23 protein-coding genes and 1 riboswitch are annotated in these 24,756 nt (G+C 71.3%); of the genes, 20 read left to right on the top strand and 3 right to left on the bottom strand.

Annotated features, from left to right (window positions below):
* Window positions 1–157: 157 nt before the first annotated feature.
* The 3 genes from ACFKCF_RS43985 to thyX all read left to right on the top strand — a co-directional run bounded on the left by ACFKCF_RS43985 (window position 158) and on the right by thyX (window position 4,362).
* Complete coding sequence (locus tag ACFKCF_RS43985) at window positions 158–2,284, top strand: anthranilate synthase component I (protein ID WP_394501317.1); 2,127 nt, start codon at window positions 158–160, stop codon at window positions 2,282–2,284.
* A 79-nt stretch (window positions 2,285–2,363) separates the two neighbouring features.
* On the top strand, window positions 2,364–3,539 hold the full coding sequence (locus ACFKCF_RS43980; RefSeq protein WP_394501316.1) for an amidohydrolase family protein: 1,176 nt from the start codon (window positions 2,364–2,366) through the stop codon (window positions 3,537–3,539).
* A gap of 88 nt (window positions 3,540–3,627) precedes the next feature.
* Window positions 3,628–4,362 carry an FAD-dependent thymidylate synthase gene (gene thyX / locus ACFKCF_RS43975; RefSeq protein ID WP_394501315.1) on the top strand — a complete coding sequence of 245 codons (735 nt, stop codon included), beginning with the start codon at window positions 3,628–3,630 and terminating at the stop codon, window positions 4,360–4,362.
* Window positions 4,363–4,396: 34 nt separating this feature from the next.
* Here the strand turns inward: thyX and ACFKCF_RS43970 are convergent, their stop codons facing one another.
* Window positions 4,397–4,693, bottom strand: coding sequence for a hypothetical protein (locus ACFKCF_RS43970; RefSeq protein ID WP_394501314.1), 297 nt, complete (start codon window positions 4,691–4,693; stop codon window positions 4,397–4,399).
* A 305-nt stretch (window positions 4,694–4,998) separates the two neighbouring features.
* On the opposite strand from ACFKCF_RS43970, the gene ACFKCF_RS43965 reads away from it, so the two are divergent.
* Both ACFKCF_RS43965 and ACFKCF_RS43960 read left to right on the top strand, forming a co-directional pair.
* Entirely contained in the window at window positions 4,999–6,117 is a 1,119-nt protein-coding gene (locus ACFKCF_RS43965) for a globin domain-containing protein (RefSeq protein ID WP_394501313.1), read from the top strand.
* 66 nt (window positions 6,118–6,183) lie between these two features.
* The gene (locus ACFKCF_RS43960; protein WP_394501312.1) at window positions 6,184–7,749 is read left to right on the top strand and encodes a sialidase family protein; all 1,566 of its coding nucleotides are present in this window, start codon (window positions 6,184–6,186) and stop codon (window positions 7,747–7,749) included.
* A 239-nt stretch (window positions 7,750–7,988) separates the two neighbouring features.
* Here the strand turns inward: ACFKCF_RS43960 and ACFKCF_RS43955 are convergent, their stop codons facing one another.
* Window positions 7,989–8,795 (bottom strand): helix-turn-helix domain-containing protein, encoded by an 807-nt coding sequence (locus tag ACFKCF_RS43955; RefSeq protein ID WP_394501311.1) that lies wholly within the window; start codon window positions 8,793–8,795, stop codon window positions 7,989–7,991.
* A 139-nt stretch (window positions 8,796–8,934) separates the two neighbouring features.
* Here ACFKCF_RS43955 and ACFKCF_RS43950 point away from each other — a divergent pair, with 139 nt between their 5' ends.
* The 5 genes from ACFKCF_RS43950 to ACFKCF_RS43930 all read left to right on the top strand — a co-directional run bounded on the left by ACFKCF_RS43950 (window position 8,935) and on the right by ACFKCF_RS43930 (window position 13,261).
* Window positions 8,935–10,014 carry a WD40/YVTN/BNR-like repeat-containing protein gene (locus ACFKCF_RS43950; RefSeq protein ID WP_394501310.1) on the top strand — a complete coding sequence of 360 codons (1,080 nt, stop codon included), beginning with the start codon at window positions 8,935–8,937 and terminating at the stop codon, window positions 10,012–10,014.
* A gap of 3 nt (window positions 10,015–10,017) precedes the next feature.
* A complete protein-coding gene (locus ACFKCF_RS43945) occupies window positions 10,018–10,317 on the top strand; it encodes a hypothetical protein (protein ID WP_394501309.1) in 300 nt (99 codons plus the stop codon).
* Between the two features lie 554 nt (window positions 10,318–10,871).
* Window positions 10,872–11,558, top strand: a complete 687-nt coding sequence (locus ACFKCF_RS43940; RefSeq protein WP_394501308.1) for a gamma-glutamyl-gamma-aminobutyrate hydrolase family protein — start codon at window positions 10,872–10,874, stop codon at window positions 11,556–11,558.
* A 9-nt stretch (window positions 11,559–11,567) separates the two neighbouring features.
* Window positions 11,568–12,485 (top strand): alpha/beta hydrolase, encoded by a 918-nt coding sequence (locus tag ACFKCF_RS43935; protein WP_394501307.1) that lies wholly within the window; start codon window positions 11,568–11,570, stop codon window positions 12,483–12,485.
* Window positions 12,482–13,261, top strand: coding sequence for an enoyl-CoA hydratase/isomerase family protein (locus ACFKCF_RS43930; protein ID WP_394501306.1), 780 nt, complete (start codon window positions 12,482–12,484; stop codon window positions 13,259–13,261). Before ACFKCF_RS43935 ends, ACFKCF_RS43930 begins: the two co-directional genes overlap by 4 nt.
* A 190-nt stretch (window positions 13,262–13,451) precedes the next feature.
* Here the strand turns inward: ACFKCF_RS43930 and ACFKCF_RS43925 are convergent, their stop codons facing one another.
* Entirely contained in the window at window positions 13,452–14,042 is a 591-nt protein-coding gene (locus tag ACFKCF_RS43925; RefSeq protein ID WP_394501305.1) for a class I SAM-dependent methyltransferase, read from the bottom strand.
* A gap of 176 nt (window positions 14,043–14,218) precedes the next feature.
* On the opposite strand from ACFKCF_RS43925, the gene ACFKCF_RS43920 reads away from it, so the two are divergent.
* The 10 genes from ACFKCF_RS43920 (at window position 14,219) to ACFKCF_RS43875 (ending at window position 24,407) form a co-directional block, all read left to right on the top strand.
* Window positions 14,219–15,763, top strand: coding sequence for a sensor histidine kinase (locus tag ACFKCF_RS43920; RefSeq protein ID WP_394501304.1), 1,545 nt, complete (start codon window positions 14,219–14,221; stop codon window positions 15,761–15,763).
* Window positions 15,760–16,434 (top strand): response regulator, encoded by a 675-nt coding sequence (locus ACFKCF_RS43915; RefSeq protein WP_394501303.1) that lies wholly within the window; start codon window positions 15,760–15,762, stop codon window positions 16,432–16,434. The genes ACFKCF_RS43920 and ACFKCF_RS43915 overlap by 4 nt, the downstream gene beginning before the upstream one ends.
* A 183-nt stretch (window positions 16,435–16,617) precedes the next feature.
* Entirely contained in the window at window positions 16,618–17,214 is a 597-nt protein-coding gene (locus tag ACFKCF_RS43910; protein ID WP_394501302.1) for a phosphoribosylanthranilate isomerase, read from the top strand.
* 25 nt (window positions 17,215–17,239) lie between these two features.
* On the top strand, window positions 17,240–17,995 hold the full coding sequence (locus ACFKCF_RS43905) for a GNAT family N-acetyltransferase (protein WP_394501301.1): 756 nt from the start codon (window positions 17,240–17,242) through the stop codon (window positions 17,993–17,995).
* Window positions 17,996–18,462: 467 nt separating this feature from the next.
* Window positions 18,463–19,044, top strand: coding sequence for a CDP-alcohol phosphatidyltransferase family protein (locus tag ACFKCF_RS43900; RefSeq protein ID WP_394501300.1), 582 nt, complete (start codon window positions 18,463–18,465; stop codon window positions 19,042–19,044).
* A gap of 4 nt (window positions 19,045–19,048) precedes the next feature.
* Entirely contained in the window at window positions 19,049–21,553 is a 2,505-nt protein-coding gene (locus ACFKCF_RS43895; RefSeq protein ID WP_394501299.1) for a sugar phosphate nucleotidyltransferase, read from the top strand.
* Window positions 21,554–21,823: 270 nt separating this feature from the next.
* Window positions 21,824–22,336: an FHA domain-containing protein gene (locus ACFKCF_RS43890; protein WP_185074355.1), complete on the top strand. Its 513-nt coding sequence runs from the start codon at window positions 21,824–21,826 to the stop codon at window positions 22,334–22,336.
* A gap of 73 nt (window positions 22,337–22,409) precedes the next feature.
* Complete coding sequence (locus ACFKCF_RS43885) at window positions 22,410–23,036, top strand: MerR family transcriptional regulator (protein ID WP_394501298.1); 627 nt, start codon at window positions 22,410–22,412, stop codon at window positions 23,034–23,036.
* A gap of 132 nt (window positions 23,037–23,168) precedes the next feature.
* Complete coding sequence (locus tag ACFKCF_RS43880; RefSeq protein ID WP_090771501.1) at window positions 23,169–23,639, top strand: bifunctional nuclease family protein; 471 nt, start codon at window positions 23,169–23,171, stop codon at window positions 23,637–23,639.
* Window positions 23,640–23,786: 147 nt separating this feature from the next.
* Window positions 23,787–24,407 carry a MerR family transcriptional regulator gene (locus ACFKCF_RS43875; protein ID WP_394501297.1) on the top strand — a complete coding sequence of 207 codons (621 nt, stop codon included), beginning with the start codon at window positions 23,787–23,789 and terminating at the stop codon, window positions 24,405–24,407.
* 118 nt (window positions 24,408–24,525) lie between these two features.
* Window positions 24,526–24,625: riboswitch (glycine riboswitch) on the top strand.
* Window positions 24,626–24,756: the final 131 nt, after the last annotated feature.

Raw genomic sequence — 24,756 nt, 5'->3', positions numbered from 1 at the left:
AACCTGTTCGCATGCGAAATCACGCTCAGCTCCAGTGGTGGCGCCGCTCCTAGGCGGCGCGTGTTTCGCATTCCTCAACGGACGGCCGCCCCGGATGGCGGCCTTTCTCGTGTCCGCCCCCGGGGCTCGATCATTTGACGTGGTAAAGGGGCATGGAGTGGAGACGAGCGGATATACCACCGCCGGGGGCATCGGTGTCGAGCGCGAGGCGCGCGAGGTCGACGAGGCCGCACTCGAAGAGATCGTGACCGCGCTCGGGCACAGGCGCGGCGGCGCGTTCTCCTCGGGCATGGACTACCCGGGCCGTTACAGCCGATGGGCCTTCGGCTACGTCGACCCGTGCCTGGAGCTGGTCGCCAAGGGCCGCGTCATCTCGGCGACCGCGCTGAACGAGCGCGGCAGGGTCGTGCTGCCCGCCGTCGCCTCCTGCCTGCTGGCCGCCGGCAAACCGGTCGCCGAGCCGACGCCGGACCACGTCGAGGTGTACGTCCCCGAGTCGGAGGATCTGCTGCCGGAGGAACTGCGCAGCCGCCGGCCGACCGTGTTCACCGCGATCCGCGAGGTCATCGCCGCCTTCAAGGGCGACGACCCGCACCTCGGCCTGTACGGCGCCTTCGGCTACGACCTGGCCTTCCAGTTCGAGCCCATCAGGCAGGAGCTCGTCCGCCCCGACGACCAGCGAGACCTCGTTCTCCACCTGCCCGACCGCATCATCGTGATCGACCGGCAGCGCGAGTCCAGCGTCGAGTTCCGCTACGAGTTCACCGTCGACGGCGCCACCACGCGCGGCCTGGAGCGCACCGGCGCCACCGCCGAGCCCGTCACCCCCGCCGAAGTGCCCGAGAACCCGGCGAAGGGCACCTACGCCAAGGTCGTGGCCGCCGCGAAGGAGAAGTTCAAGCGCGGCGACCTGTTCGAGGTCGTGCCCGGACAGGTCTTCCACTCCGTCTGCGCCGACCCGTCAGGCTTCTACCGCAGCCTGCGGCAGAGCAACCCGGCGCCGTACGAGTTCATCATCAGCCTCGGCGAGGGCGAGCACCTGGTCGGCGCCTCGCCCGAGATGTACGTCCGGGTCAGCGGCGACCGCGTCGAGACCTGCCCCATCTCCGGCACCATCGCCCGCGGCAGCAACCCGGTCGAGGACGCCGAGGCCATCCGCACCCTCCTGTCCAGCGTCAAGGAGGAGTCGGAGCTGACCATGTGCACCGACGTCGACCGCAACGACAAGTCGCGCATCTGCGTGCCCGGCACGGTCAAGGTCATCGGGCGCCGCCAGATCGAGCTCTACTCCCGCCTGATCCACACGGTCGACCACATCGAGGGGCGGCTGCGGCCGGAGTTCGACGCGCTCGACGCGTTCCTCACGCACATGTGGGCGGTGACGGTCACCGGCGCGCCCAAGACGTGGGCCATGCAGTTCATCGAGGACCACGAGGCCACGACCCGCAGGTGGTACGGCGGCGCCATCGGCTTCATCGGCTTCGACGGCTCCATGAACACCGGCCTGACCCTGCGTACCGCCCAGATCAAGAACGGCGTGGCGACGGTCAGGGCCGGGGCGACGCTGCTGTTCGACTCCGACCCCGAGTCGGAGGAGCGCGAGACCGAGCTCAAGGCCAGCGCTCTGCTAGGCGCCCTGGCCGCGGTCAACCGGCCGGGCACCGTCCCGGTCCCCGAGCCCAGGCCGCAGCCGGGCCAGGGCATGAAGGTGCTGCTCGTCGACCACGAGGACTCCTTCGTCAACACGCTGGCCGACTACTTCCGCCAGGAAGGCGCCGACGTGGTGACGCTGCGCCACGGCTTCCCGGCCCACATGATCGACGACATCGCGCCCGACCTGGTGGTGCTCTCGCCGGGGCCCGGCTGGCCGTCCGACTTCGGGATGTCGGCCCTGATCGACCAGATCTACGCCCGCGACCTGCCGGTCTTCGGCGTCTGCCTGGGCCTGCAGGCCATGGTCGAGCAGGCCGGGGGCACGCTGGAGCTGCTCGGCTACCCCGAGCACGGCAAGCGCGGCCAGGTCTCCCGGATCGCCGACAGCGCGCTGCTGGAGGGGCTGCCCGACGAGTTCACCGCGGCCCGCTACCACTCGCTGCACGCCAAGCAGCCCGGCGTCGTCGGCTTCGCCGCGACCGCGCTCACGCCCGACGGCAACGTCATGGCGATCGAGGACGTCGAGCGGCGGCGGTTCGCCGTGCAGTTCCACCCCGAGTCGATCCTCACGCAGGAGGGCGGCGCGGGCGCGAAGATCATCGCGAACGTGCTGCGCCTGGCCCGCAGATAACTGACGCGCTGCGCCGGGTCCGCAGATAACTACGGTAAAACCGCCGCGGGAGCGTGCGGAGCTCCCCTAGAGTCTCCGCATGCTCCCCGTAGACCTGCCCGGCACGGTGCGTGACGCGCTGCTGGCCCCGCTCGTCGACCACCACTGTCACGGGGTGCGCCGGGACGACCTGAGCAGAGCCGAGTTCGAGCTGCTCATCAACGAGGGCGGCAGCCCGGCGCCGCCCGGCACCACCCACTTCGACGCCCCGCTCGGGGTGGCCGTGCGCCGCTGGTGCGCGCCGCTGCTCGACCTGGAGCCGCACGCCCCGCCGGCCGTCTACGTCTCGCGCCGGGAGGAGCTGGGCGCGGCCGAGGTCAACCGGCGCCTGCTGGCAGGGGCCGGGGTGGTGGCGTTCCTGGTGGACACCGCTCCCGCGGAGATCGGCCCGAGGGAGATCGGCGCAGGGGACGTCGACCTGCTGACGGCCACCGAGATGGGCCGCCACGGCGGGGCCGCCGCCGACGAGCTCGTACGGATCGAGCAGATCGAGCGGGACGTGGCCGAGGACGCGCCCCTGGCCGTGGACTACCTGGACGGCGTCGGCGAGGAGCTGACCGCCAGGGCCGCCAGGGCGGTCGGGCTGAAGACCGTCATCGCGTCGCTGTACGGCCTCGACTTCGACCCGGCCAGGCCCACCAGGGGAGCGGTGATCGCGGCGGCCAACCGGCGGCTGTCGGACCCGAAGCAGCCGCTGACGGACGAGGTCCTGCTGCGCCACCTGCTCTGGAGCGCGATCGACGTGGCCAGGGAACGGGGGCTGCCCGTGCAGTTCCACACCGGCTTCGGCGGCTCGGGGCCCGACCTGCACCGCACCGACCCGGGCCGGCTGGGCGCGTTCGCCAGGATGCTGCAGCCGGTCGGCGTTCCGCTCATCCTGCTGCACTGCTACCCCTACCACCGCCAGGCCGCCTACCTCGCCGGCGTCCACCCGCACGTCTACGTGGACGTCGGCCTCGCGCTCCCGCACACCGCCGCCGCTTCGGCCAGGGTCGTGGAGGAGCTGCTGGAGCTGGCGCCGTTCCACAAGCTGCTGTTCAGCTCCGGCTGCCACGGCGTGGCCGAGACCTGCTACCTGGGCGCGCTCTACTACCGGCAGGCGCTCGGCGCGGCGCTGGGGTCGCGGCTGGCGGCGGGGGAGTGGAGCGCCGCGGACGCCGCCCGGATCGCCCACATGATCGGCTCGGGGAACGCCCGTCGCGTCTACCGCCTGTGAGTCCCCGGGGGGCCGACTCGCGCCGCGCAGGTCCGACCTGGTTTGCTGGGGGCCGTCACAACACCCGACCTGAGCAGGGGGCTCTTCTGTGGGCACTGTCGAACCCGAGGCCGAGATCACGTTCCGCAGCGACGTGGACGTGGAGCTGGTGAAGGCCGCCGCGTCGGACGCCGACGTGCTGTGGGCCGCACGCGTCTCCACGAAGGGTGAGAGCTCTCTGGAGGAGATCGAGGCCGATCCCCAGCGCTCCAAGGGCCTCATCAACTTCCTGATGCGCGACAGGCACGGCACGCCGTTCGAGCACTCTTCCATGACCTTCTACGTCAGCGCGCCGATCTTTGTTTTCCGGGAATTCATGAGGCACCGGACCTTTTCCTATAACGAGGAGTCCGGCAGGTATCGGAAGCTGACGCCGGTTTTCTATGTGCCCGGGCCCGACCGGAAGCTGGTGCAGGAAGGAAAGCCCGGCAAGTACGTGTTCCTGGACGGCACCGCCGAGCAGCACAAGCTGGTGAGCGAGGCGACCCGGGAAAGCTACCGGCAGTCCTACCGGGCCTATCTGGAAATGCTCGAGGCGGGGGTGGCGCGCGAGGTGGCCCGTACGGTGCTGCCGGTGGGCCTCTACTCCTCGATGTACGCCACCTGCAACGCCCGTGCCCTGATGAACTTCCTGTCGCTGCGGGTCAAGCGCGAGGACTCCACGTTCCCGTCGTTCCCGCAGCGTGAGATCGAGATGGTCGCCGAGAAGATGGAGGCTTTGTGGGCGGAGCTCATGCCTCTGACCCATGCGGCGTTCGAGGCCAACGGGCGGGTCTGCCCCTGACCCCGCCTCACGGCGGGCGGGACGTGACCCCGCCTCAGGGCAGGCGGGCCGTGGTCTCGCTGATCATCTGGGTGAGGATCGACGCGGTCGCGGGGTGGGTGTCGAGGAGTTCGTCCAGCCGGGCCCGCCACACGCCCGCCTCCGCGTAGATCGCGTCCGCCTCCTCCTCCGCCTGCAGCCGCAGCCGCGTCTCGCACAGCTGCAGCTGGTACATGATCCCCAGGTAGTGGCCGACCGCGTCGCTGAGCCACCAGTAGGCGTCCGTATTGGCGGCGGAGACGAAGGTCCGCGCACCTTCCCAGGCCACTCGCCTGGGATGGAGGACTGCCATGGCCGGATGGTACGCCCCTCGTGCCGGGACGGGAATGACTCCAAACGCCGACTCGACCGGCAAATACGATTTTCCTTCGCATTTTCCGTCCGAAATTCGAATGCGAAGCATGACGAGGTAACTACAGATGGTGTGCTTCGCGGCGTATTGAGGAGAAACGGTTGTGACGCGTCATCAGTGGTGTAAGACTCAATTTTGAGCGCATCGGTTGTACCGGGGAGGGGCCGGCGCTCAAGACCCGGAGCCGTCAGGGAGGTGAACGACACGACCGGAACCCGATTCCGGTCTATAGGTGGGGTGGGTAAATGTCGTTGAATCCGCGCCTGGTAAAAGAGAGTTTCTCCGTCATCGAACCGGTGGCCGACAAGGCGACGGCCTACTTCTACGGCCGGCTGTTCGCCGAGAGCCCGCATCTGCGGGGCATGTTCCCGCCCGCGATGGACGTCCAGCGGGACCGCCTGTTCAGCGCGTTGACCCGCATCGTGTGGAGCCTGGACAGCCCGGACAGCCTCGCGACGTACCTGGGCCAGTTGGGAAGGGACCACCGCAAGTACGGGGTGATCGCCGACCACTACACGGCCGTCGGCAACGCCCTGCTCGCCACCATCCGCCGCTTCGCCGCCGAGATCTGGAACCACGAGATCGAGGCCGCCTGGGTCGCCGCCTACACCGCGGCCGCCAGTCTCATGATCGAGTCGGCCGAGTCCGACTCCGGGGTCTCGCCCGCCTGGTGGCCGGCCGAGGTGATCGACCACGAGCTGCGCCACCGTGACATCGCGGTCCTCACGCTGCGGCCGGCCGAGCGGCTGCCGTACACGCCGGGCCAGTACCTCAACGTGCAGACCGCGCGCTGGCCGCGCGTCTGGCGCACGTTCTCCATCGCGAACGCGCCGCGCGCCGACAACACGCTCAGGCTGCACGTCCGCTCGGTCCCCGGCGGCTGGGTGTCCACCACGCTCATCAGGCACACCCGCATCGGCGACACGCTCCTGCTGGGCCCGCCGATGGGCACGATGGCGCCGTGCGAGAGCAGCATGCGGGACGTGCTGTGCGTGGCGGGCGGCACCGGCCTGGCCCCGCTGAAGGCGATCATCGAGCACATCATCGCCTCGGGCCGCCGGCCCAACATCCACCTGCTGTACGGCGCGCGCACGGTCGAGGAGCTCTACGACCTGCCCGACCTGATCAGGATGGAGTCGTCGTTCCCCTGGCTGCGGGTGCTGCCCGTGGTGTCCGACCAGCCGGGGTTCGACGGGATGCGCGGCCATCTGCCCGAGGTCACGCAGCGCTTCCACTCCTGGGCCGAGCACGACGTGTACGTGTGCGGCCCGCCCGGCATGGTCAACGAGACCGTACGCCGCCTTCAGATCGACGGAGTGCCCCTGTCACGCATTCACCGGGACATCGTCCAAGCCGAACGCTGACAGATCTTGACACTTCGGGTTGAAAGGTGCGAGGTGGAGGATGACACGCCAACGTGGAGGTGGACTGTGCCATCCCCCGCCGGGCGCCGAGGAATCGGCGGGCTGCTGACCCTGGTGCTCGTCCTTACCCCGCTGCCCGCCCTGGCATCGTCGGAGGCGGTCCCGCTGACGGAGCTGGGGACCGGCACGCAGGAGGGCACGGCAGGCCAAAGCGGTACGGCGGGCCAGGGCGGCACCGCAGGTCAGCCCGGCGCGGCAGGCCAGGGCGACACCCAGGCGGGGCCTGACGCGTTCCAGGCGGGCACTCAGGCGGGCACTCAGGCGGGCACTCAGGCTGGCACTCAGGCTGGGCCCGACACCTTCCAGGCGGGCACGACGATCGTGGCCGCCCAGCAGGTCGGCAGGTTCTTCGACGGCGGGGCGTCCGGCATCGCGTACGCGACCTCGGCCGACAACGGCGCCACGTGGACCAGGGGCGTGCTGCCGGGGATCACCACGTCCGGCGGCGGGCTCCATCGGCGGGTCAGCGACCCGTCGGTGGCCTACGACGCCCGGCACGGAGTCTGGCTGATCTCCTCGCTGGCGCTCACCGACCAGAACGGGGTCACCGGGGCGGCGGTGCTCACCAACCGCTCCGCCGACGGAGGCCTGACCTGGGGCGATCCCGTCACGACCGCTGTCGCGAACGGGGGCGACCTGGACAAGAGCTGGGTCGTCTGCGACAACGGCGCCCGCAGCCCGTACTACGGCCGCTGCTACGCGGTCTACGACGACGCCGCCGCGGGCAACGCGATCAAGGTGGCCCGCTCCTCCGACGGCGGCCTGACCTGGGCCGAGACCGGCACGTCCGCGACCGGGCTGGGTGGGCAGCCGGTCGTGCGGCCGAACGGCGCCCTCGTCGTGCCGTACCTGAGCGACGAGGGTCAGATCCGCTCCCTGCGCTCCCGTGACGGCGGCGAGAGCTGGGGCCGCAGCGTGCTCGTCGCCACCGTGCAGCGGCACAGGGTCGCGGGCGGGCTGCGGGCCGCGCCGCTGCCCTCGGCGGAGGTGGACGCCGCCGGCACCGTGTACGTCGCCTGGTCCGACTGCCGCTTCCAGCTCAGCTGCGGCGGCAACGACATCGTCATGAGCACCTCGGCCACCGGCGCGCAGTGGAGCCACATCCTGCGCGTCACGGACGACGGCGGCGACCACTTCATCCCAGGCCTCGGCGTCGACCCCGCCGCCGCGGGCGAGACGGCCAGGCTGGCGCTCGCCTACTACCGTTACCCGTCCGCCGCCTGCACGGCCGCCACCTGCCGCCTCACGGTCGGCTACACCTCCTCCGCCAACGGCGGCGCGAGCTGGTCGGCCCCCGTCGAGCTGCACGGGCCGATGGAGCTCGGCTGGCTCGCCGACTCCGCGCAGGGCCGCATGGCGGGCGACGACATCTCCACCTCGGTCCTCCCCGGCGGCAATGCCTACGTGGCCTTCACCGCCGCGGCGGCGCCGGCGGACGGGGCGTTCGACATGCGGACCTACACCGTCACAGGCGGGCTGCCGATCACCGGCGGAGGCCGCCCCACGCTCGCCATCGAGGCGCCCATCGCCGCCGGCGAGGAACTGCCGGGCCCACCCGCCCCCGCCCGCTGACCCCGGAGACCCTGAAGGAGGTCCTGGCCCGCTCACAGGCCCCGGAGGAGGCGCCCGGCGCGCTCACAGGCCTTGGCGAACGTGCCGACCGCTCGCAGACCCGGGGAGGAGATGCCCGGCCGGCCCGCAGGCGTTCGGAGAACGCGCCTGGCCCGCCCGCCGACCCGGCAGGCCCTGGAGAACGCGCCTGGCCCGCCCGCCGACCCGGCAGGCCCTGGAGGAGGTGCCCGGCCCGCTCGCTAACCTCCCAGGCCCTGGTGGAACGCGGCGGCGGTCTCCTCGTCGTTCGGCCAGAACGTCTCGATGGCCAGCTCGGAGAGCGTCACGTCCACCGGCGTCCCGAACGTCGCGATCGTCGTGAACATCGACAGCACCCGGTCACCGGCCGCGATCCGCAGCGGCACCAGGATGTCGGCGGGCCCCGGCACGTGCGCCACATTCAGGTCCACTCCCGGATACTCGTACGCGGCCAGCTCATCGTGCAGCGCGGCCAGCCGCGCGTCACCCGACCCCTCGGCCTGCCGGCGCAGCTGGTAGAGAAGGTGCGCCCGGACCTCGGCCAGGTTCAGCAGCCGGCCGCCCATCGCGTCGGGGTGCAGCGAGAGCCGCATCACGTTGATCGGCTCCTTCAGCAGTTCGGCGGGCACCCCGTCCATGAACATCGCGGCCGCCGAGTTGGCCGCAACCAGGTTCCACGCCGCGTCCACCACGACCGCCGGGTACGGCTCGTGCCCGGCCAGGATCTTGTCCAGCGCCTGCCGTACGACCTCCATCTCCGGGGCACGGACCTCGCGTTCCGGATAGACCGGAGCGAACCCGGCGGACATCAGCAGCCTGTTGCGCTGCCGCAGCGGCACATCCAGCTCCTCGGCCAGCTTCATCACCATCTCGCGGCTCGGCCGGGCGCGGCCGGTCTCCAGAAAACTGATGTGGCGGGCCGAAACGTCGGCCTCGATGGCAAGATCCAGCTGGCTCACCCGCCGACGCTGCCGCCACGAACGCAACAACTCACCAAATGTCTCTTCATTTACGGCTACTGCTCCCATGCCCGGCACAGTAGCCGCTGGAGGGAAGCGTCACGATTACCCGCCAGGTAATGCCGCTTCGCGGGTGGAAAACTCCCAGTCCTCTGAGACTGTCGGTCCCACGTGGCACGATGGCGGCAGACCAACAAGGGAGCACGCCATGAGTGACACACTGCTCGCGATCGGCACCCGCAAGGGCCTCTTCCTCGCCCGCTCCGCCGGCGGCGGTTCGTTCGACGTCGAGCCGATCCAGTTCTCGACGGTCGCCGTGCACTCGGTGGCGATCGACACGCGAGCCCCCTCGCCCCGGCTCCTGGCCGGGATCGAATATGGTCATTTCGGTCCGTCCGTGATGTATTCGGATGACCTCGGGAAGACGTGGAAGGAGGCGGAGCAGCCGCCCATCGCCTTCCCGGAGAAGACCGAGGCGACCCTGACCAGGGTGTGGCAGCTCGCGCCCTCGCCGTCCGAGCCCGGCGTGGTGTGGGCCGGGGTCGAGCCGGGCGCGCTGTTCCGCTCGGAGGACGGCGGCGTCACATACCAGCTGGTCGAGGGCCTGTGGGAGCACCCGCACCGGCCGCAGTGGCAGCCGGGAGGCGGCGGCCTGTGCCTGCACACCATCGTCCCGCACCCGACCGACCCGCAGATCATCGGCGTCGCGATCTCCACCGGCGGCTTCTACCGCTCCTTCGACGGCGGGCTGTCGTGGGAGGCCGCCAACCGCAACATCCGGGCCGCCTTCCTGCCCGAGGGGGCGCAATATCCGGAGTTCGGGCAGTGCGTGCACAAGGTCGCCATGCACCCCTCCCGGCCCGAGCGGCTCTACCTCCAGCACCACTTCGGCGTCTACCGCAGCGACGACTTCGGCGAGGCCTGGCACGACATCGGCGCCGCCCTGCCGTCCGACTTCGGCTTCCCGATCGCGGTGCACCCGTCGCGGCCCGACACGGTCTTCGTCCTGCCCCTGACGGCCGACATCGACCGCACCCCGGTCGGCCACCGCTACCGCGTCTTCCGCAGCGACGACGCGGGCGCGACGTGGCAGCCCTTCGCCTCGGGCCTGCCCGAGGGCCCCGTGCACGCGGCCGTGCTGCGTGACGCGATGACGGCCTCGGAGGCGGGGGTGTTCTTCGGCACCCGAGACGGCGAGGTCCACGGCTCGCGCGACGGCGGCGAGACCTGGTCACCGGTCGTCCGCCACCTGCCCGACGTGCTCACCGTGCGCGCGGCGGTGCTCTAGCCGATGGTCACGATGGTGGTCTTCGTGCTCCCGGGCATGCTGCGGCGATGGGTGAGCGGGCGCTCGGAGGTCAAGGTCTTCGCCGTGGCCTCCGACCGCGACTCACCGCCCACCCTGGGGGCGGCGCTCGACATGCTCCGGCGTACGCACCCGCTGCTGGAGGAGCGGCTCCGCGACGAGTACGGCCGGATCCGCCGGCACATCAACATGATCGTGTGCGGCGAGAACGCCCACGGGCTCGGCGACCTCGACTACGCCCTCCCCCCGGGCGCCGAAATCTACGTCACCCCCACCCTCGCCTGACTACCCACCCCACCCCGCCCCAGACGCGCCGTCCCCGCCTCTCAGCGCCCAGGCCTGCCTCCGCCTAGGCGGGCCGCTCTGGGGATCGGGGCGCCCGCACCCCGCCGTGCCCCGATCCCATTCCGCCATGCCCCGCACTGCCTCGCCCTGCCCGCCCTCCCCGCGCCGCATCGTGCCGCGCCGTCGCCTGCTGTGCTCTGCCGCGTCGCTCCCTGCCGCGCTGTCACCTGCGGTGCCGTGCCGCTCCCTCCGTCCCGTCCCGTGCCCCGGCCCGTCCCATGCCCCGTGCCGTGCCCCGTCCTGTGCCCCGTCCCGGGCGTCGTGCCGCTCCCTCCGTGCCGTGCGGTGCGCCGTGCCATGCCGCGTGCCGTGCCGCCTGCGGTGCTGTGGTGGGCTGGGGTGGGGGAGGGGTGGGGCGGCGGGGTGGGGACAGAAGTGGTAGATCTTTGGGAGACCTGACATATCGGAAAGACCTTGCGCCATGATGGGGCGTGCGGCCGTCATCTTGACAGGCTGATGGCGGCACCGACTCCACCTTGCCCCCTGGAGATCGCATGTCCCGACCGCTGATCGGTATCACCGCCTACTTCGAAGCCGCCCGCTGGAGCGACTACGTACGCGAGGCCGTAGTGTCGCCTCCCTCCTACGCCAGGGCGGTCGGGCGGGCCGGGGGCGCTCCCGTGGTGCTCCCGCCGATCGGCACCCCCGCCATCGAGGACTACATCAGCGGCCTGCAGGGCATCGTCCTGGCCGGCGGCGTGGAGGTCGGCGCGGGCAACTACGGCGGCGAGCCCGACGAGCGGGTGGCCGAGCCGCAGCAGCACCGCGACCGGTTCGAGCTGGCGCTGGCCAGGGCCGCCGTCCGCGCCGACCTGCCGATCCTGGGCATCGCCAGGGGCATGCACGTGCTCAACGTCGCCCAGGGCGGCACGCTGATCCCCTGGCTGCCGGAGGTGCTCGACAACGACCGCCATGGCGAGCCGGGCGCGACCCACACGATCCAGGTCAGCGTCTCCAGCAAGCTCGGCAAGGCCGTGGGCGACCGGATCGAGGTCAGCGCCCCTCACCACCAGTCCGTACGCCGCCTCGGCACGGGCCTGCTGGCCGTGGCCTGGGCCGAGGACCAGATCGTCGAGGGGATCGAGTTGCAGGGGCACAGGTTCGGCGTGGGTGTCCAATGGCATCCGGAGCGTGACGGAGATGCGCGGATCTTCGATGCGTTCATCGAGGCGGCCCGATAGGCTGCGATCATGCCGCTGCACCCTCAGGCGCGGGACTATCTCGCCCGTTACGTGCCGGACGCGGGCACCGACTTCGACGCGTTCGGCCTGGCAGAGATCCAGGAGACGCGCGCGCAGCCCGACCGGGTGGCGATCCACCGCGGCCCGCTCACCAAGCTCCCCTTCGTCCGTGACGAGCAGGCCGAAGGCGTGCCGATCAGGATCTACCGCGCCGACCCCGGCGACGGCGCGCTGCCCGTCGCGGTCTTCTTCCACGGCGGCGGGTGGGTCTACGGCGGCGTCAAGCGGAGCGACCGGCTCTGCCGCGACCTGGCGATCCGCACGGGCGCGGTAGTGGTGTCCGTGGACTACCGGCTCGCCCCCGAGCACCCCTTCCCGGCCGCCGCCGACGACGCCTGGACCGTCGTGCGCGACCTGTTCGCCCGGCCGGCCTTCTACCAGGGCAACGGCGGCGTCGCGGTCGTCGGCGAGGGCGCGGGCGGCAACCTGGCCGCCGTCGCCGCCTGGCAGGCCCGCGACGCCGGGCTGGGCCTCACGCACCAGGCGCTCGTCTGCCCGGTCCTCGACCTGGCCATGGACATGCCCAGCCACGGCGAGTACGCCAAGGGCTACGCGCTCGACGCCGCCGAGCTGGCGTGGTACGCCCGGCAGTACGCCGGTGACGCCGATCCCGCCGACCCGCGGCTGTCCCCGCTGCGCCTGCCCGACGTCGCGGGCCTCGCGCCCGCGACCGTGGTGACGGCCGAGTACGACGTGCTGAGAGACGAGGGCGAGCACTACGCCCGCCGCCTGGCCGAGTCGGGCGTGCCGGCGGAAAGCCGCAGGTGGGACGGCGCGGTGCACGGCTTCTTCGGCCTGCCGGGCCTGTTCGACCAGGCCGTCGAGGCCCGCGAGTACGTCGCGGAGCGGCTGCGGGGATCGTGGTGACCTACGACAAGCTCAAGCTCGACACCCCGGCCGACGGCGTCCTGCGGGTCACGATCAGCGAGCCGGGCCGGCTCAACGCCGTGGACGCGACCGCCCACCGCGAGCTGGGCGAGATCTGGCGCGACGCCGACCGGGACGACAGCGTCAGGGCCGTCGTCGTCAGGGGAGAGGGCGGGGCGTTCTCCGCGGGCGGCGACCTGTCCATGATCGAGGACATGACCCGCGACCACGCGACCAGGCTGCGCGTGTTCGCCGAGGCCCGCGACATCGTCTACAACGTGCTCAACTGCTCCAAGCCGATCGTCTCGGCGATCCAGGGGCCGGCGGTCGGCGCGGGGCTCGCCGTGGCCCTGCTGGCCGACATCTCCGTCGTGGGCCGCACGGCGCGGATCATCGACGGGCACACCAGGCTCGGCGTCGCCGCCGGCGATCACGCGGCGATCGTGTGGCCGCTGCTGTGCGGGCTGGCCAAGGCGAAATACCACCTGCTGCTGTGCGAGCCCGTCACGGGCGAGCAGGCCGAGCGGATGGGGCTGGTCAGCCTGTGCGTGGACGACGACCAGGTGCACGACAAGGCCATGGAGATCGCGGTCAGGCTCGCCTCCGGCGCTCAGGAGGCGATCAGGCTGACCAAATACTCGCTCAACAACTGGCTGCGCCTGGCCGGGCCGTCGTTCGACGCCTCACTGGCCATGGAGTTCCTCGGATTCACCGGCCCCGACGTGGTCGAGGGCGTGCGCGCGGTGCGGGAGAAGCGGCCGCCGTCGTTCGGCTGACCCGGGGTGTGCTTCCCCCGCGCCCGGGTAGCGGGTGCTGGACGGGGCGGCCTGGTAGCCGCGCGGATGTCGAGGGCTTGTTCACCGAGGCCGAGAACGTTGCTCCGGGGACGAGGCAGAGACTCACCCCGGCCTGCGCGCACCACGGCCGCCTCCGCCGAATTCTTTGCCAGAACTTTTACGGGCCCTGTTATGGGCGCGGCCTGCGTGCGTTGAACACGAAGGCGGGCGGGGTGTTGCGCCACACCGTACGCCCCGGCACGACCTCCTCGAACCGCTCGGCCAGCAGCGCCCGGAAGCGCCGGGCCGGGCTCAGCGGGATGGCGTGAATGTAGGAGAACGTCGTGAACGCCGCACCAGGGCTCATCACCGACGTCACCGCGCTCAGCAGCGAATGCTGCAACTCCTGCGGGAACGCCGCCCACGGCAACCCGCTCACCACCACGTCCGCCTGCTGCAACCCGCGCTCGGCCAGCAACTCGCCCAGCCGCGCCGCATCGGCGTTCACCACGTCCACGGCCGGGAACCGGGACTGCAGGAGCCGCGCCATGGGCTCGTTGACCTCCACGGCCAGGTGGTGGCCACGCCCGCCGAGCCGCTGCTGGATCTCCGCCGTGAACGGGCCCGTGCCCGGGCCCAGCTCGACCACGGTCGGTTCGCCGCGCTCAGGGATCGGGGCGCAGACAGCCGAGGCCAGCCGCCGCGAACTGGGCGCGACCGCCCCGATCGTGGCCGGCGCCCGGAGAAACTGGCCGAGAAAAAGTGCGGTGTCATTGGGCATGCCCCGAACCTAAGGCAAGATCGCGGGTGGACGCTCCGCCCTCCGGACGGACCTCCGGCCACTTGGAGGAGGCGGGGTCCTCCGTGAGGAGGACCCCGGCCGGCAAGCTCCACGGCTACCGTGTGTCCATGCGTTGGCGTGGTTTGCCGCTGGATGTCCTGCTTGCGGTCTCAGGTGTGGGTCTGGACCTGTTGACGACGGCGCACGCGGGCGACACCAAATACCTGTCCGCCGCGATGAACATCCCGATGGCGCTGCTGGTGGGCCTGCCCATGGGGCTCGTCCGGCGCCGGCCGGTGCCCGTCGCGCTCTACCTGGCCGGACTGCTGGTGGTGACCGACCAGCTCGAGTCGTTCACGTCCAACACGGCGCAGATCCTGGTCTGCGTGGCGCTCGGAGTCGTGGGCTACCGCTCCGGCTGGCGGGCCACCGTGCTCGCCGTGGCCGCCGCGATGGTCGCGACCGCCTGGAACATCGTCGACCCCGGCATCCCGGTCGTCATGAACACCTGGGTGTACTCGGTCTTCCTGGCGGTCTTCCCGGCCGTGCTCGGGGCGTACCTGCGTGGCTCGGCGGGGCCGCTGGAGGAGCGGGACGTCACGCCCGACGCGCTGCTGGCGGCCGGCGGGGTGGCGATCACCGTGCTCAGCACCTGGACCTCCTGGCACGCGGGCACCCAGCCCGTCTGGGTGGTCGGCCTGCTCGCCGTGGTCGGCGGCCTGTCGCTGGGCATCGCCCGGCGGCTGCCCGGGGTGGTGTTCCTGCTGCAGGGCGCGCTGCTCGTCTCCGCCGACACCTACCTGAACCAGGTCGTCAACACCTGCGTGATCCTCACGCTCATCGCGATCGGCGTGTTCGCCATGCGGGTGACCTCCTGGGCATGGACGATCGTCGCCTACGCCGCCGGCTGCATGCTGACCGCGATCGCCGTCGTCGGCGAGGAGACCCAGACCACGCCGTTCCGCGTCGGCATCCTCATGACGCTGGTGGCCACGCCGATCGCCATCGGCCGCTACCTCGGCATGCGGCAGGCCGCCGCGGCCGCCGAGCGGCTGCGCGCCGAGGAGGCGGCCCGCGCGGCCGTCGCCCAGGTGCGCGCCGACCAGCTCGCCGAGCGCGAACGCATCGCCCGCGACGTGCACGACATCGTGGCCCACCACGTGGGCGCCATGGTCCTGCGGGCCAGCGCCGCCCGCTACACCGCCCCCGACGGCCCCGTCGCCGACGCGCTCACCGACATCCGCGAGACGGGGCACCAGGTGCTGCAGGACCTGCGCGACCTGCTCGACCTGCTGCGCGACCCCGAACGCCAGCCCGACCTGCTGGCCAACCCCGCCGACGTGGTCCGCGAGTCCGCCGAACGCATGGCCGCCGCCGGGCTCGTCGTCGACCTCGAACTCGACCCCGCCACCGACCAGGCGCCCCTCATCGCCCGGGCCTCCGCCGCCCGCATCGTCCAGGAAGGACTCACGAACGTGCTCAAACACGCCGGCCCCGGCACCCAGGTCCGGGTCAGCGTCACCCCCTCGGCGGAGGGGCTGTCCGTGCGGATCAGCAACGGCCGCCCGCCCACCGTCGTCGAACGCCTGCCCTCGTCCGGGCGCGGCCTGGCCGGCATGCGCGAACGCGTCCGCACCCTGGGCGGCACCCTCACCGCCGGGCCCGACGGCGAGGGCGGCTGGCTCCTGGCCGCCAGCCTCCCGGCCAGGAGCGTCGCATGATCCGCGTGCTGGTGGCCGACGACCAGGCGCTCGTACGCGCGGGCGTGCGGATGCTGCTGCAGGCCACGGGCGACATGGAGGTGGTGGGGGAGGCCGTGGACGGGGCCGAGGCGGTCCGCCTGGCCGAGCGCCACCTGCCCGACGTGATCCTCATGGACCTGCGCATGCCCAGGGTCGACGGGCTGGAGGCGATCAGGCGCGTGCTCGCGGCCCGGCCGGGCGCCCGGATCGTGGTGCTGACGACGTTCGCCGACGACGCCAACGTGTACGCGGCGCTGCGGGCCGGCGCGGTCGGATTCCTGGTCAAGGACGACGAACCGGAGCGCATGGTGGACGCGGTGCGCCGGGCGGCGGCGGGGGAGCAGCTCCTGGCGCCGTCGGTGCTGCGGCGGGTCGTGGAGCGGTTCCTGGACGCCGAGGAGCAGGCCGCCGCGCCCCCGCCCGCCGGGCTGACCGAACGCGAGCTGGAGGTGCTCGCCCTGGTCGGGACCGGGCTGTCCAACGCGGAGATCGCGGAGGAGCTGCACGTGGGGGTGACGACGGTCAAGACCCACATCGCGGCGGCCATGGAGAAGCTGGGGCTGCGCAACCGCATCCAGGCCGCCGTCGTGGCTCACCGCACCGGCCTCGTGGACGCCTCCTTCCGCCCGGTACGCCTGCCGCGCCCCTGACCCCGCCCGGTACGCCTGCCGCGCCCCTGACCCCGCCCCTGAGCCTGCCCCTGTCCCCGTCCCTGCCCCGCCTGCCCCTGCCCCGCCTCGCTCGTCCGCCGGACGGGGGACGGCCGATCATCCTCCGGGCGGACCGGCCCGGCATGGTCACCGGTGGCCCCCGACGCCGCTAGGGTCGGGGGTGTGGTGTATGTGAAGATCTGCGGACTGAGCGAGCCCGAGCATGTGACCACCGCCGTGGAGGCGGGCGCGGACGCGATCGGGTTCGTGATGACCCGGAGCCCGCGCAGGATCGAGCCCGAGCGGGCCGCGGAGCTGGCCGCGCTGGTGCCCGGCCATGTGCTGACCGTCGGGGTGTTCCGCGGCGAGGACCCTGACACGGTGCGCGCGGCGGCGCTGGCGTCCGGCGTGCGGGCCATCCAGCTGCACGGCAGGCACCCGCACGGCGACTTCACCGCGCTCAAGGACCTCGGCCTCAAGCTGATCAGGGCCGTCGACGCGGAGGCCGACCTGCGCTGCGGGGCCTACGACGAGGACCTGCTCCTCGTGGACGCGCCGCACGCCGGCTCCGGGCAGGCGTGGGACTGGGCGGCCGTCCGCGGCCGCGCGTCGGGCCAGTGGCTGCTGGCCGGCGGGCTCACCCCGTCCAACGTGAGCGAGGCGATCGCCGCGGCCGCCCCGTGGGGCGTCGACGTGTCCAGCGGCCTGGAGACCTCGCCCGGGGTGAAGGACTCGGCGCTCATCCGGGCGTTCATCGAGGCCGTGCGGCCTGCCGGCTGAGCTCGTCCCGGACCTGGCCCGCGCGGTGGGCTTCCTGCACTCTTTCGCCCGCCGCAGGGCGCCGCGGGAGGCGGCCGTCCCGGGCGGGTTCGCGGTGCTCGACGACCGCTATCCCGGCTCGCACGACGACAACAAGCTCATCGTCGGCCCCGGGCCGGTCCCGGAGGGGCCGCAGGAGGCGCGGGACGCGGCGGAGCGGCTGCTGCGGGCGGCCGACGAGGTGCTCGCGCAGCGCGAGCACCGGCTGGTGTGCGTGGACGACGACCGGCTCGGTACGGCGCTCGCGCCCGCGTTCCTGGCCGCCGGCTACGAGCACGAGACGAATCTGATCATGGCCTTCCGCGGCACGAGCCCGTCCGGCTCCGCGGCGGCTGAGCGGCTCTCCCTGGCCGAGCTGCTGCCGGTGCTGCGGCGCGACTGGCGCCACACGCTGCCGCAGGCGCCGGACGAGGTGATCGACGGGCTCGCCCGGCGCGTGGAGGGCCGGCTGCGCGGCGCCGACGCGGTGAGCTTCTGGGGGGTACGCGCCCCGGACGGGGAGATCGCCGCCAGGGCCGACCTGTACGAGCACGGGGGCGTCGCCCAGATCGAGAGCGTCTTCACCGGCGCGGACCATCGGGGCAAGGGGCACGCGCGTGCCCTCATGACCGCGCTGCTCGCGCAGGCGGCGCAGGCCGAGCTGATCTTCCTGGTGGCCGACGCGGCCGACTGGCCGAAGGACTTCTACGCCAAGCTCGGCTTCGAGGAGCTGGGCCGCACCCACGCCTTCCTCCGCACCTGACCCGCCGCCCGTGAGCGCGGGCATGCCGTGCGAGGCTCCCGGCCGTCGCTTCCGAAGGCGCCCGCCGCCGCGCTGAAAAGGCGCCTGCCGTTGCCCGAGAGCCGCCGTTCCCCAAAGAGGCGCTCGTTCCCGGGGAGGTGCTCGTTCCCGGGAGGTGCTCGTTCCGGGGAGGCGTCGGATCCCTGAGGAGGCGCCGGTACCGGAGGGAGGCGTCCAGGGGAGGCGCCCGTGCCCCGGGAGGCGCCCGTATCCTGCGGAGGCCCCGGTATCCCGTGGAGGCGCACGAGCCCCCGGGTGCCTGGTCGTGCCCGAAGGGCAGGTGCCGTGGGCTCGGGCGGGATCGGCTGGTTCGCCGCCAAGTGGGTCAGGGCGCGGGTGAGGAGCCCTCCGGTGTGGGGGGAAGGCCGGAAATGTGAGTGCCCGATGCGGGGCCGCTGCGTCAGAGTTCCACGCAGTAGGGTCTGCTCGTGAGCGAAACTTCCGCCGAGGACCGGATCTGGACGGTTCCCAACCTGCTGAGCTTCCTGCGACTCCTCGGCGTCCCCGTGTTCCTTTGGCTGGTTCTCGGGCCCAAGGCGGACGGATGGGCCATCGTGATCCTCGCGGTGGCCGGTTTCACGGACTGGCTCGACGGAAAGATCGCTCGCGCCTTCAACCAGACCAGCAGGCTCGGCCGGATCATCGACCCCGCGGCCGACAAGCTCTACGTCTTCGCCACCATCGTCGGCCTGCTGCTACGTGACGTCATCCCGTGGTGGCTGGTCGCGGTCATCCTCGGACGCGAACTCTTCGTCGCCTGTTTCATCCCCGTACTTCGCAAACATGGATACAAGGCACTTCAGGTGCATTACCTGGGCAAGGCCGCCATGTTCAACCTTATGTACGCCTTCCCTCTCCTCTTCCTTGCCTCCCATACGGGGTGGTATGCCGATATAGCACGAATTGTCGGGTGGGCATTCGCGCTTTGGGGAACGGGCCTGTACTGGTGGGCAGGCGTGTTGTATGTGGTACAGGTGCTGCAACTCGTAGCCGCGGCCAAAAAGGAGTGATCGGGTGAAGGCGGTCGTCATGGCAGGCGGAGAGGGAACTCGGCTGCGTCCCATGACCGCCAACCAGCCCAAGCCCCTGCTGCCCGTGGTCAACCGCCCGATCATGGAGCACGTGCTGCGCCTGCTGAAGCGCCACGGCATCACCGAGACGGTGGTCACGCTCCAGTTCCTGGCGGCGCTCGTGCGCAACTACTTCGGCGACGGCGACGAGCTGGGCATGAGCCTCCAGTACGCCACCGAAGACCTGCCCCTCGGCACGGCCGGCAGCGTCAAGAACGCCGAGGACCGGCTCCGCGACGACCGTTTCCTGGTGATCTCCGGCGACGCCCTAACAGATATCGATTTAACCGACATGATCCGGTTTCATCGTGAAAATTCGGCACTTGTGACAATCGGTCTCAAGCGAGTGCCGAACCCCCTCGAATTCGGGATCATCATCGTGGACGACGAGGGGCGCGTTCAGCGGTTTCTCGAGAAGCCCACCTGGGGCCAGGTCTTCTCCGACACCGTCAACACCGGCATCTACATCATGGAGCCCGAGGTCCTCGACGCCGTCGCCGCCGGCGAACCCGTCGACTGGTCCTCCGACGTCTTCCCCGCGCTCCTCGACCGCGGCGCCGCCATCTACGGCTACGTGGCCGACGGCTACTGGGAGGACGTCGGCACCCACGACAGCTACCTCAAGGCCCAGGCCGACGCCCTGTCCGGCCGGGTCAACCTGGAGATCGGGGGGTTCGAGCTCTCGCCGGGCGTCTGGGTCGCCGACTCGGCCTCGGTCGACCCCGACGCTGTGCTCAAGGGCCCGCTGCTCATCGGCGACTACGCCAAGGTCGAGGCGGGCGCCGAGCTGCGCGAGTACACCGTGCTCGGCAACAACGCCGTCGTCCGCGAGGGCGCCTTCCTGCACCGCGCGGTCGTCCACGACAACGTCTACCTCGGGCCCGGCGCCCACCTGCGCGGCTGCGTCATCGGCAAGAGCACCGACATCATGGCCGGCGCCCGCATCGAGGAGAACGCCGTCATCGGCGACGAGTGCGTCATCGAGCCCGAGGCGTACGTCTCCAGCGGCGTCAGGGTCTACCCGTTCAAGACCATCGAGGCCGGCGCGGTCGTCAACACCAGCGTCATCTGGGAGTCGCGCGGCCAGCGCAACCTGTTCGGCCCCAGAGGGGTCAGCGGCCTGGTCAACGTGGAGATCACCGCCGAGCTGTGCGTCCGGCTGGCCAGCGCGTACGCCACCACGCTCAAGAAGGGCGAGTACGTCGTCACCTCCCGCGACTGCTCCCTGGCCGCCAGGGCGCTCAAGCGGGCCGTCATCGGCGCGCTCACCGCGGGCGCGATCAACGTCCTGGACCTGGAGGCCGCCCCGCTGCCGGTCACGCGCTTCCACACGGCCCGCGAGTCGGCCGCGGGCGGCATCACCCTGCGCACCACCCCGGGCGACCCGCAGAGCGTGGACATCGTGATCATGGACGGCCGCGGCGCCGACCTGCCCCCGGCCGCGCAGCGCAAGCTGGAGCGGGTCTTCTCCCGGCAGGAGTTCCGGCGCGCGTTCCCGGGGGAGATCGCCGAGCTCACCTATCCGGCCAGGGCCGTCGAGGACTACACCCACGAGCTCCTGCGCCACGTGGACGTGGGCGACGTCAGGGACATGAAGGTGGTCGTGGACTGCGCGGGGGGCACCTCCTCGCTGGTGCTGCCCACGCTGCTCGGCCGCGTCGGGGTCGAGGTGCTCACCGTCAACGCCCGCCTCGACGACGTCTCGCCCACCGAGACGCTCGCCGAGCGCCGCCGCGACCTGCAGCGGCTGTCGGAGCTGGTCAGCTCGTCGCGGGCGGCGTTCGGGGTCCGGTTCGACCCGGTCGGCGAGCGCATCGCCCTGGTGGACGAGATGGGCCAGCTCATCAACGACGAACGCTCCCTGCTCGTCGTGCTCGACCTCGTCGCCGCCGAGCGCAGGGGCGGCCAGGTGGCCCTGCCGGTCACCACGACCAGGGTCGCCGAGCAGGTCTGCCGCTTCCACGGCGTGCAGGTGCAGTGGACCTCCACCGCGCTCGACGCCCTCACCTCGGCCGCCGCCGGCGCCGACATGATCTTCGCGGCGGACGGGCGCGGCGGCTTCGTGGTGCCGGAGTTCAGCCCCGCCATCGACGGGCTGGCCTCGTTCATGCGCCTGCTCGGGCTGGTGGCCCGCACCCGCCTGTCGCTCAGCCAGATCGACGCCAGGATCCCCGAGGTCAAGATGCTCAAGCGGACGATCCCCACGCCCTGGGCGGCCAAGGGGGCCGTCATGCGCTCGGTCATCGAGACGGCGGAGGCCGAGCACGAGAGCCGGCGCATCGACACCACCGACGGCGTGCGGGTGGCCCACGACGACGGGAGCTGGGTGCTCGTGCTGCCCGCCGCCACCGAGCCCGTGACCGATCTGTGGGCCGAGGCGGGCGACATGGACGGCGCCCAGGCCTTGCTCGAACGGTGGGCCCGCATTGTGGAGCAGGCCGCCATGTGAACAATGGTCGCGGAGAGTGACGAAAAAGCCATGACGGTTGACGCGCCCAGACAGTGCCGCAAGATCGTAATGTAGAAACGCGCGGCGGCATGGACCACGGGGCGGAAGCGGCGGTAACTTTGTCTGCGTCCAAACCACAGTCCAGTGCCCCGCCTTGACCTTTGCCGCTGATCAGCGTATGTTGCGGCATTCGCAAACTTGAAAAAGCGAAGCGAGGCGCGTCTTTGAGCACCGTCGCCGCGTCTTCGCGGTAGGAGGCCGAGCCGATCGATGCCGAGCGTCTACTGCACGCAGTGCGGGCACGCCAACCCCGAGGATGCCCGTTTCTGTTCCCGCTGTGGGTCACCGCTGACCAGACCCGAGGTCTCCGGGGACACCACGTCGACGATCTCCATCGCGGGAATCGAGGCATACGAGGCTGAGGCAGGCGACATGCTCCTGGCGGAGCGGGCGCTGGTCGAGCAGTTGCCGCCCGGCACGGCGCTGCTCACGGTGACCAGAGGCCCCAACCAGGGGAGCCGTTTCCGGCTGGACAAAAACCTCACCACGACCGGTCGCCATCCGGAGAGCGACATCTTCCTCGACGACATCACGGTCTCCCGCCGCCACGTCGAGTTCTACCGCCATCCCGGCGGCCAGTTCTCCGTGCGCGACGTGGGCAGCCTCAACGGCACCTACGTCAACAGGGAGCGCATCGAGGAGGTTCCCCTGCACTCCGGAGACGAGGTGCAGATCGGCAAGTTCCGCCTCGTCTTCCTGATGCGGACTCACGCCGGCGCATGATCGGGCCGAGCGAGCGACTCGTGGACGCGCCGTCCCGGGAGGTCGGATGACCTCCCAGGCGGCACGCTCTCACATGAGCATCGGGGAGGTGCTCGCGCTCCTTCAGGGCGAGTTCCCCGATGTGACGATCTCCAAGATCCGTTTCCTGGAGGGTGAGGGGCTGATCGAGCCCGAGCGCAGCCCGTCCGGCTACCGCAAGTTCACCCACCTGCATGTGGAGCAGCTGCGCTTCATCCTGCGCGAGCAGCGCGACCATTACCTGCCGCTGCGGGTGATCAAGGACAGGATGGCCGAGAGCTTCGGCCGCCCGCGCGCCGTACAGGAGAAGCAGGAGGTCCGGCTCAGCCGGGCCGAGCTGCTCGAGGCGGCCGGGATCGACGACGAGACGCTCACCGAGCTGGAGGACTACGGCCTGCTCGCCCCGGTGGCCAGGCGCTACGACGAGGAGGCCCTCAACGTGGCCCGCAGCGTCGGCGCGCTGGCCCGCTTCGGCCTGCGCGCCCGCCACCTGCGCGCGGTCAAGGCCGCGGCCGAGCGCGAGTGCGGGCTCGTCGAGCAGACCGTCGCCCCCATACTCAAACGGCGGGCCCCCGGCGCCATCGGGGAGGCCGACGAGGTCGCCAGGGAGCTTTCCACGCTCCTGCTCGACCTGCACGCATCCCTTGTGCGGTCGGGGATCCGGTCCGTGCTGGGGCGCTGAGACCCGGGCGAGCTGGGAGGCGGAGGCGCATTCCATGCCCGCCGGGTGTTACGTTGAATTGCAGTAGCCAGTCAGCAGTAGCGACCCGCAAATAGCTGTGCCGGGTGACCGGTCAGGAATACGGAGCAGCCCGTGTTGCAGATGGAGGTCGTGGGCGTTCGAGTTGAAATGCCCACAAATCAGCCGATCGTCTTGCTCAAGGAGGCACACGGGGAGCGGTTCCTTCCTATATGGATTGGCATGACCGAGGCGACGGCCATCGCCCTGGCCCAGGCGGAGGAGCCACCACCGCGGCCGCTCACCCACGACCTCTTCCGAGACGTGCTGAGCGCTCTGGGCGTCGGCCTGCGAGCGGTCAACATCGTCGCCCTGCGCGACGGCATCTTCTTCGCCGACCTGGTGTTCTCCAACGGCGTGGAGGTGAGCGCGCGGCCGTCCGACTCGATCGCGCTCGCCCTGCGCACCGGAGCGCGCATCTTCGCCAGCGAGGAGGTCGTCCAGGAGGCCGGGGTGATCATCCCGGACGACCAGGAAGACGAGGTGGAGAAGTTCAGGGAGTTCCTTGACACGATCACTCCCGAAGACTTCGGCAGGGCGGGGTAGGTATTTCGGTGCATTTACGCTTCACGACGCGCCGAGCCGGATCGTTGACTGAGCATGGTCACGGTCCTACGGTGCAAGTGAAACCCGTGGTCGCCCTTTACGAACCCCCAGATCAGGCCACGGGATGAGAGAAAGCCGGAGGTCCGCGTGGCGGTCAGCAGCGGCGAGGGAAAGACGGCCGGCCAGGAAGATCCGGTTCGGCGCGAAAGCGCGCGGCAGCGTGCCGGAGAGCAGGGCCTGCTCTTCGACGAACAGCCGGCGACCCTGCCGGCGGACATCGGATACCGCGGGCCGACGGCCTGCGCGGCGGCCGGCATCACCTACAGGCAGCTCGACTACTGGGCGCGCACGGGTCTCGTCGAGCCCACGATAAGAGCCGCGCAGGGCTCGGGCTCCCAGCGGCTCTACAGCTTCCGCGACATCCTGGTGCTCAAGGTCGTCAAGCGGCTCCTCGACACCGGGGTGTCCCTGCAGCAGATCCGTACAGCCGTGCAGCACCTGCGTGACCGCGGGGTCGCCGACCTCGCGCAGATCACGCTCATGAGCGACGGCGTCAGCGTCTACGAGTGCACCTCGGCCGACGAGGTGATAGACCTGCTCCAGGGCGGTCAGGGCGTGTTCGGCATCGCGCTCGGCCGGGTCTGGCGAGAGGTCGAGGGCTCCCTCGCGGAGCTGCCGGGGGAACGAGCGGCGGTCGAGGACACCGTCCCGGCCGACCACCCCGCTGACGAGCTCGCCCGCCGCCGCCGCGCGCGGCGCCTCGGCTAGCGCACCCCCTCCTGCCGTGGGCCGCCGGACGCGGCCCACCGGGCAATCTGGGCATAACGCGTTACCGGGGAAATTCATGCGTAACGCGGAGGGTTGTAATCTAGGACAGCAAGGCTTACGACCCCGTGCGGGAGAGTCCTTGAGGCCCCCGGGTCTCAGGGCGCCGAAGGAGCAACCCTCCCCGGAATCTCTCAGGCACCCTGTACCGCTCGGGTGAGGCAACTCTGGAAAGCAGGCGCACCCGCCAGGCGCGCCTCACCGACGGTGCAAGCCCCATTCCCGGGGTGAAGCTCTCAGGTCGCGGCGTCGCCGCGCTGACAGAGGGGGAGATCCGGCACTCGCCCGCGCC

The organism is Nonomuraea sp. JJY05 (genome assembly GCF_043496855.1).
In the GTDB taxonomy this organism is placed as follows: Bacteria; Actinomycetota; Actinomycetes; order Streptosporangiales; family Streptosporangiaceae; genus Nonomuraea.
This window is presented reverse-complemented; position numbering and strand designations above follow the sequence as displayed.

Bases quoted from the DNA above. Each gene is read 5' to 3' on its own strand.
- ACFKCF_RS43980 (WP_394501316.1), top strand. From the start codon at position 2,364: ATGCTCCCCGTAGACCTGCCCGGCACGGTGCGTGACGCGCTGCTGGCC.
- ACFKCF_RS43965 (WP_394501313.1), top strand. From the start codon at position 4,999: ATGTCGTTGAATCCGCGCCTGGTAAAAGAGAGTTTCTCCGTCATCGAA.
- ACFKCF_RS43950 (WP_394501310.1), top strand. From the start codon at position 8,935: ATGAGTGACACACTGCTCGCGATCGGCACCCGCAAGGGCCTCTTCCTC.
- ACFKCF_RS43935 (WP_394501307.1), top strand. From the start codon at position 11,568: ATGCCGCTGCACCCTCAGGCGCGGGACTATCTCGCCCGTTACGTGCCG.
- ACFKCF_RS43940 (WP_394501308.1), top strand. From the start codon at position 10,872: ATGTCCCGACCGCTGATCGGTATCACCGCCTACTTCGAAGCCGCCCGC.
- ACFKCF_RS43890 (WP_185074355.1), top strand. From the start codon at position 21,824: ATGCCGAGCGTCTACTGCACGCAGTGCGGGCACGCCAACCCCGAGGAT.
- ACFKCF_RS43915 (WP_394501303.1), top strand. From the start codon at position 15,760: ATGATCCGCGTGCTGGTGGCCGACGACCAGGCGCTCGTACGCGCGGGC.
- ACFKCF_RS43945 (WP_394501309.1), top strand. From the start codon at position 10,018: ATGGTCACGATGGTGGTCTTCGTGCTCCCGGGCATGCTGCGGCGATGG.
- ACFKCF_RS43955 (WP_394501311.1), bottom strand. From the start codon at position 8,795: ATGGGAGCAGTAGCCGTAAATGAAGAGACATTTGGTGAGTTGTTGCGT.
- ACFKCF_RS43925 (WP_394501305.1), bottom strand. From the start codon at position 14,042: ATGCCCAATGACACCGCACTTTTTCTCGGCCAGTTTCTCCGGGCGCCG.
- ACFKCF_RS43885 (WP_394501298.1), top strand. From the start codon at position 22,410: ATGAGCATCGGGGAGGTGCTCGCGCTCCTTCAGGGCGAGTTCCCCGAT.
- ACFKCF_RS43970 (WP_394501314.1), bottom strand. From the start codon at position 4,693: ATGGCAGTCCTCCATCCCAGGCGAGTGGCCTGGGAAGGTGCGCGGACC.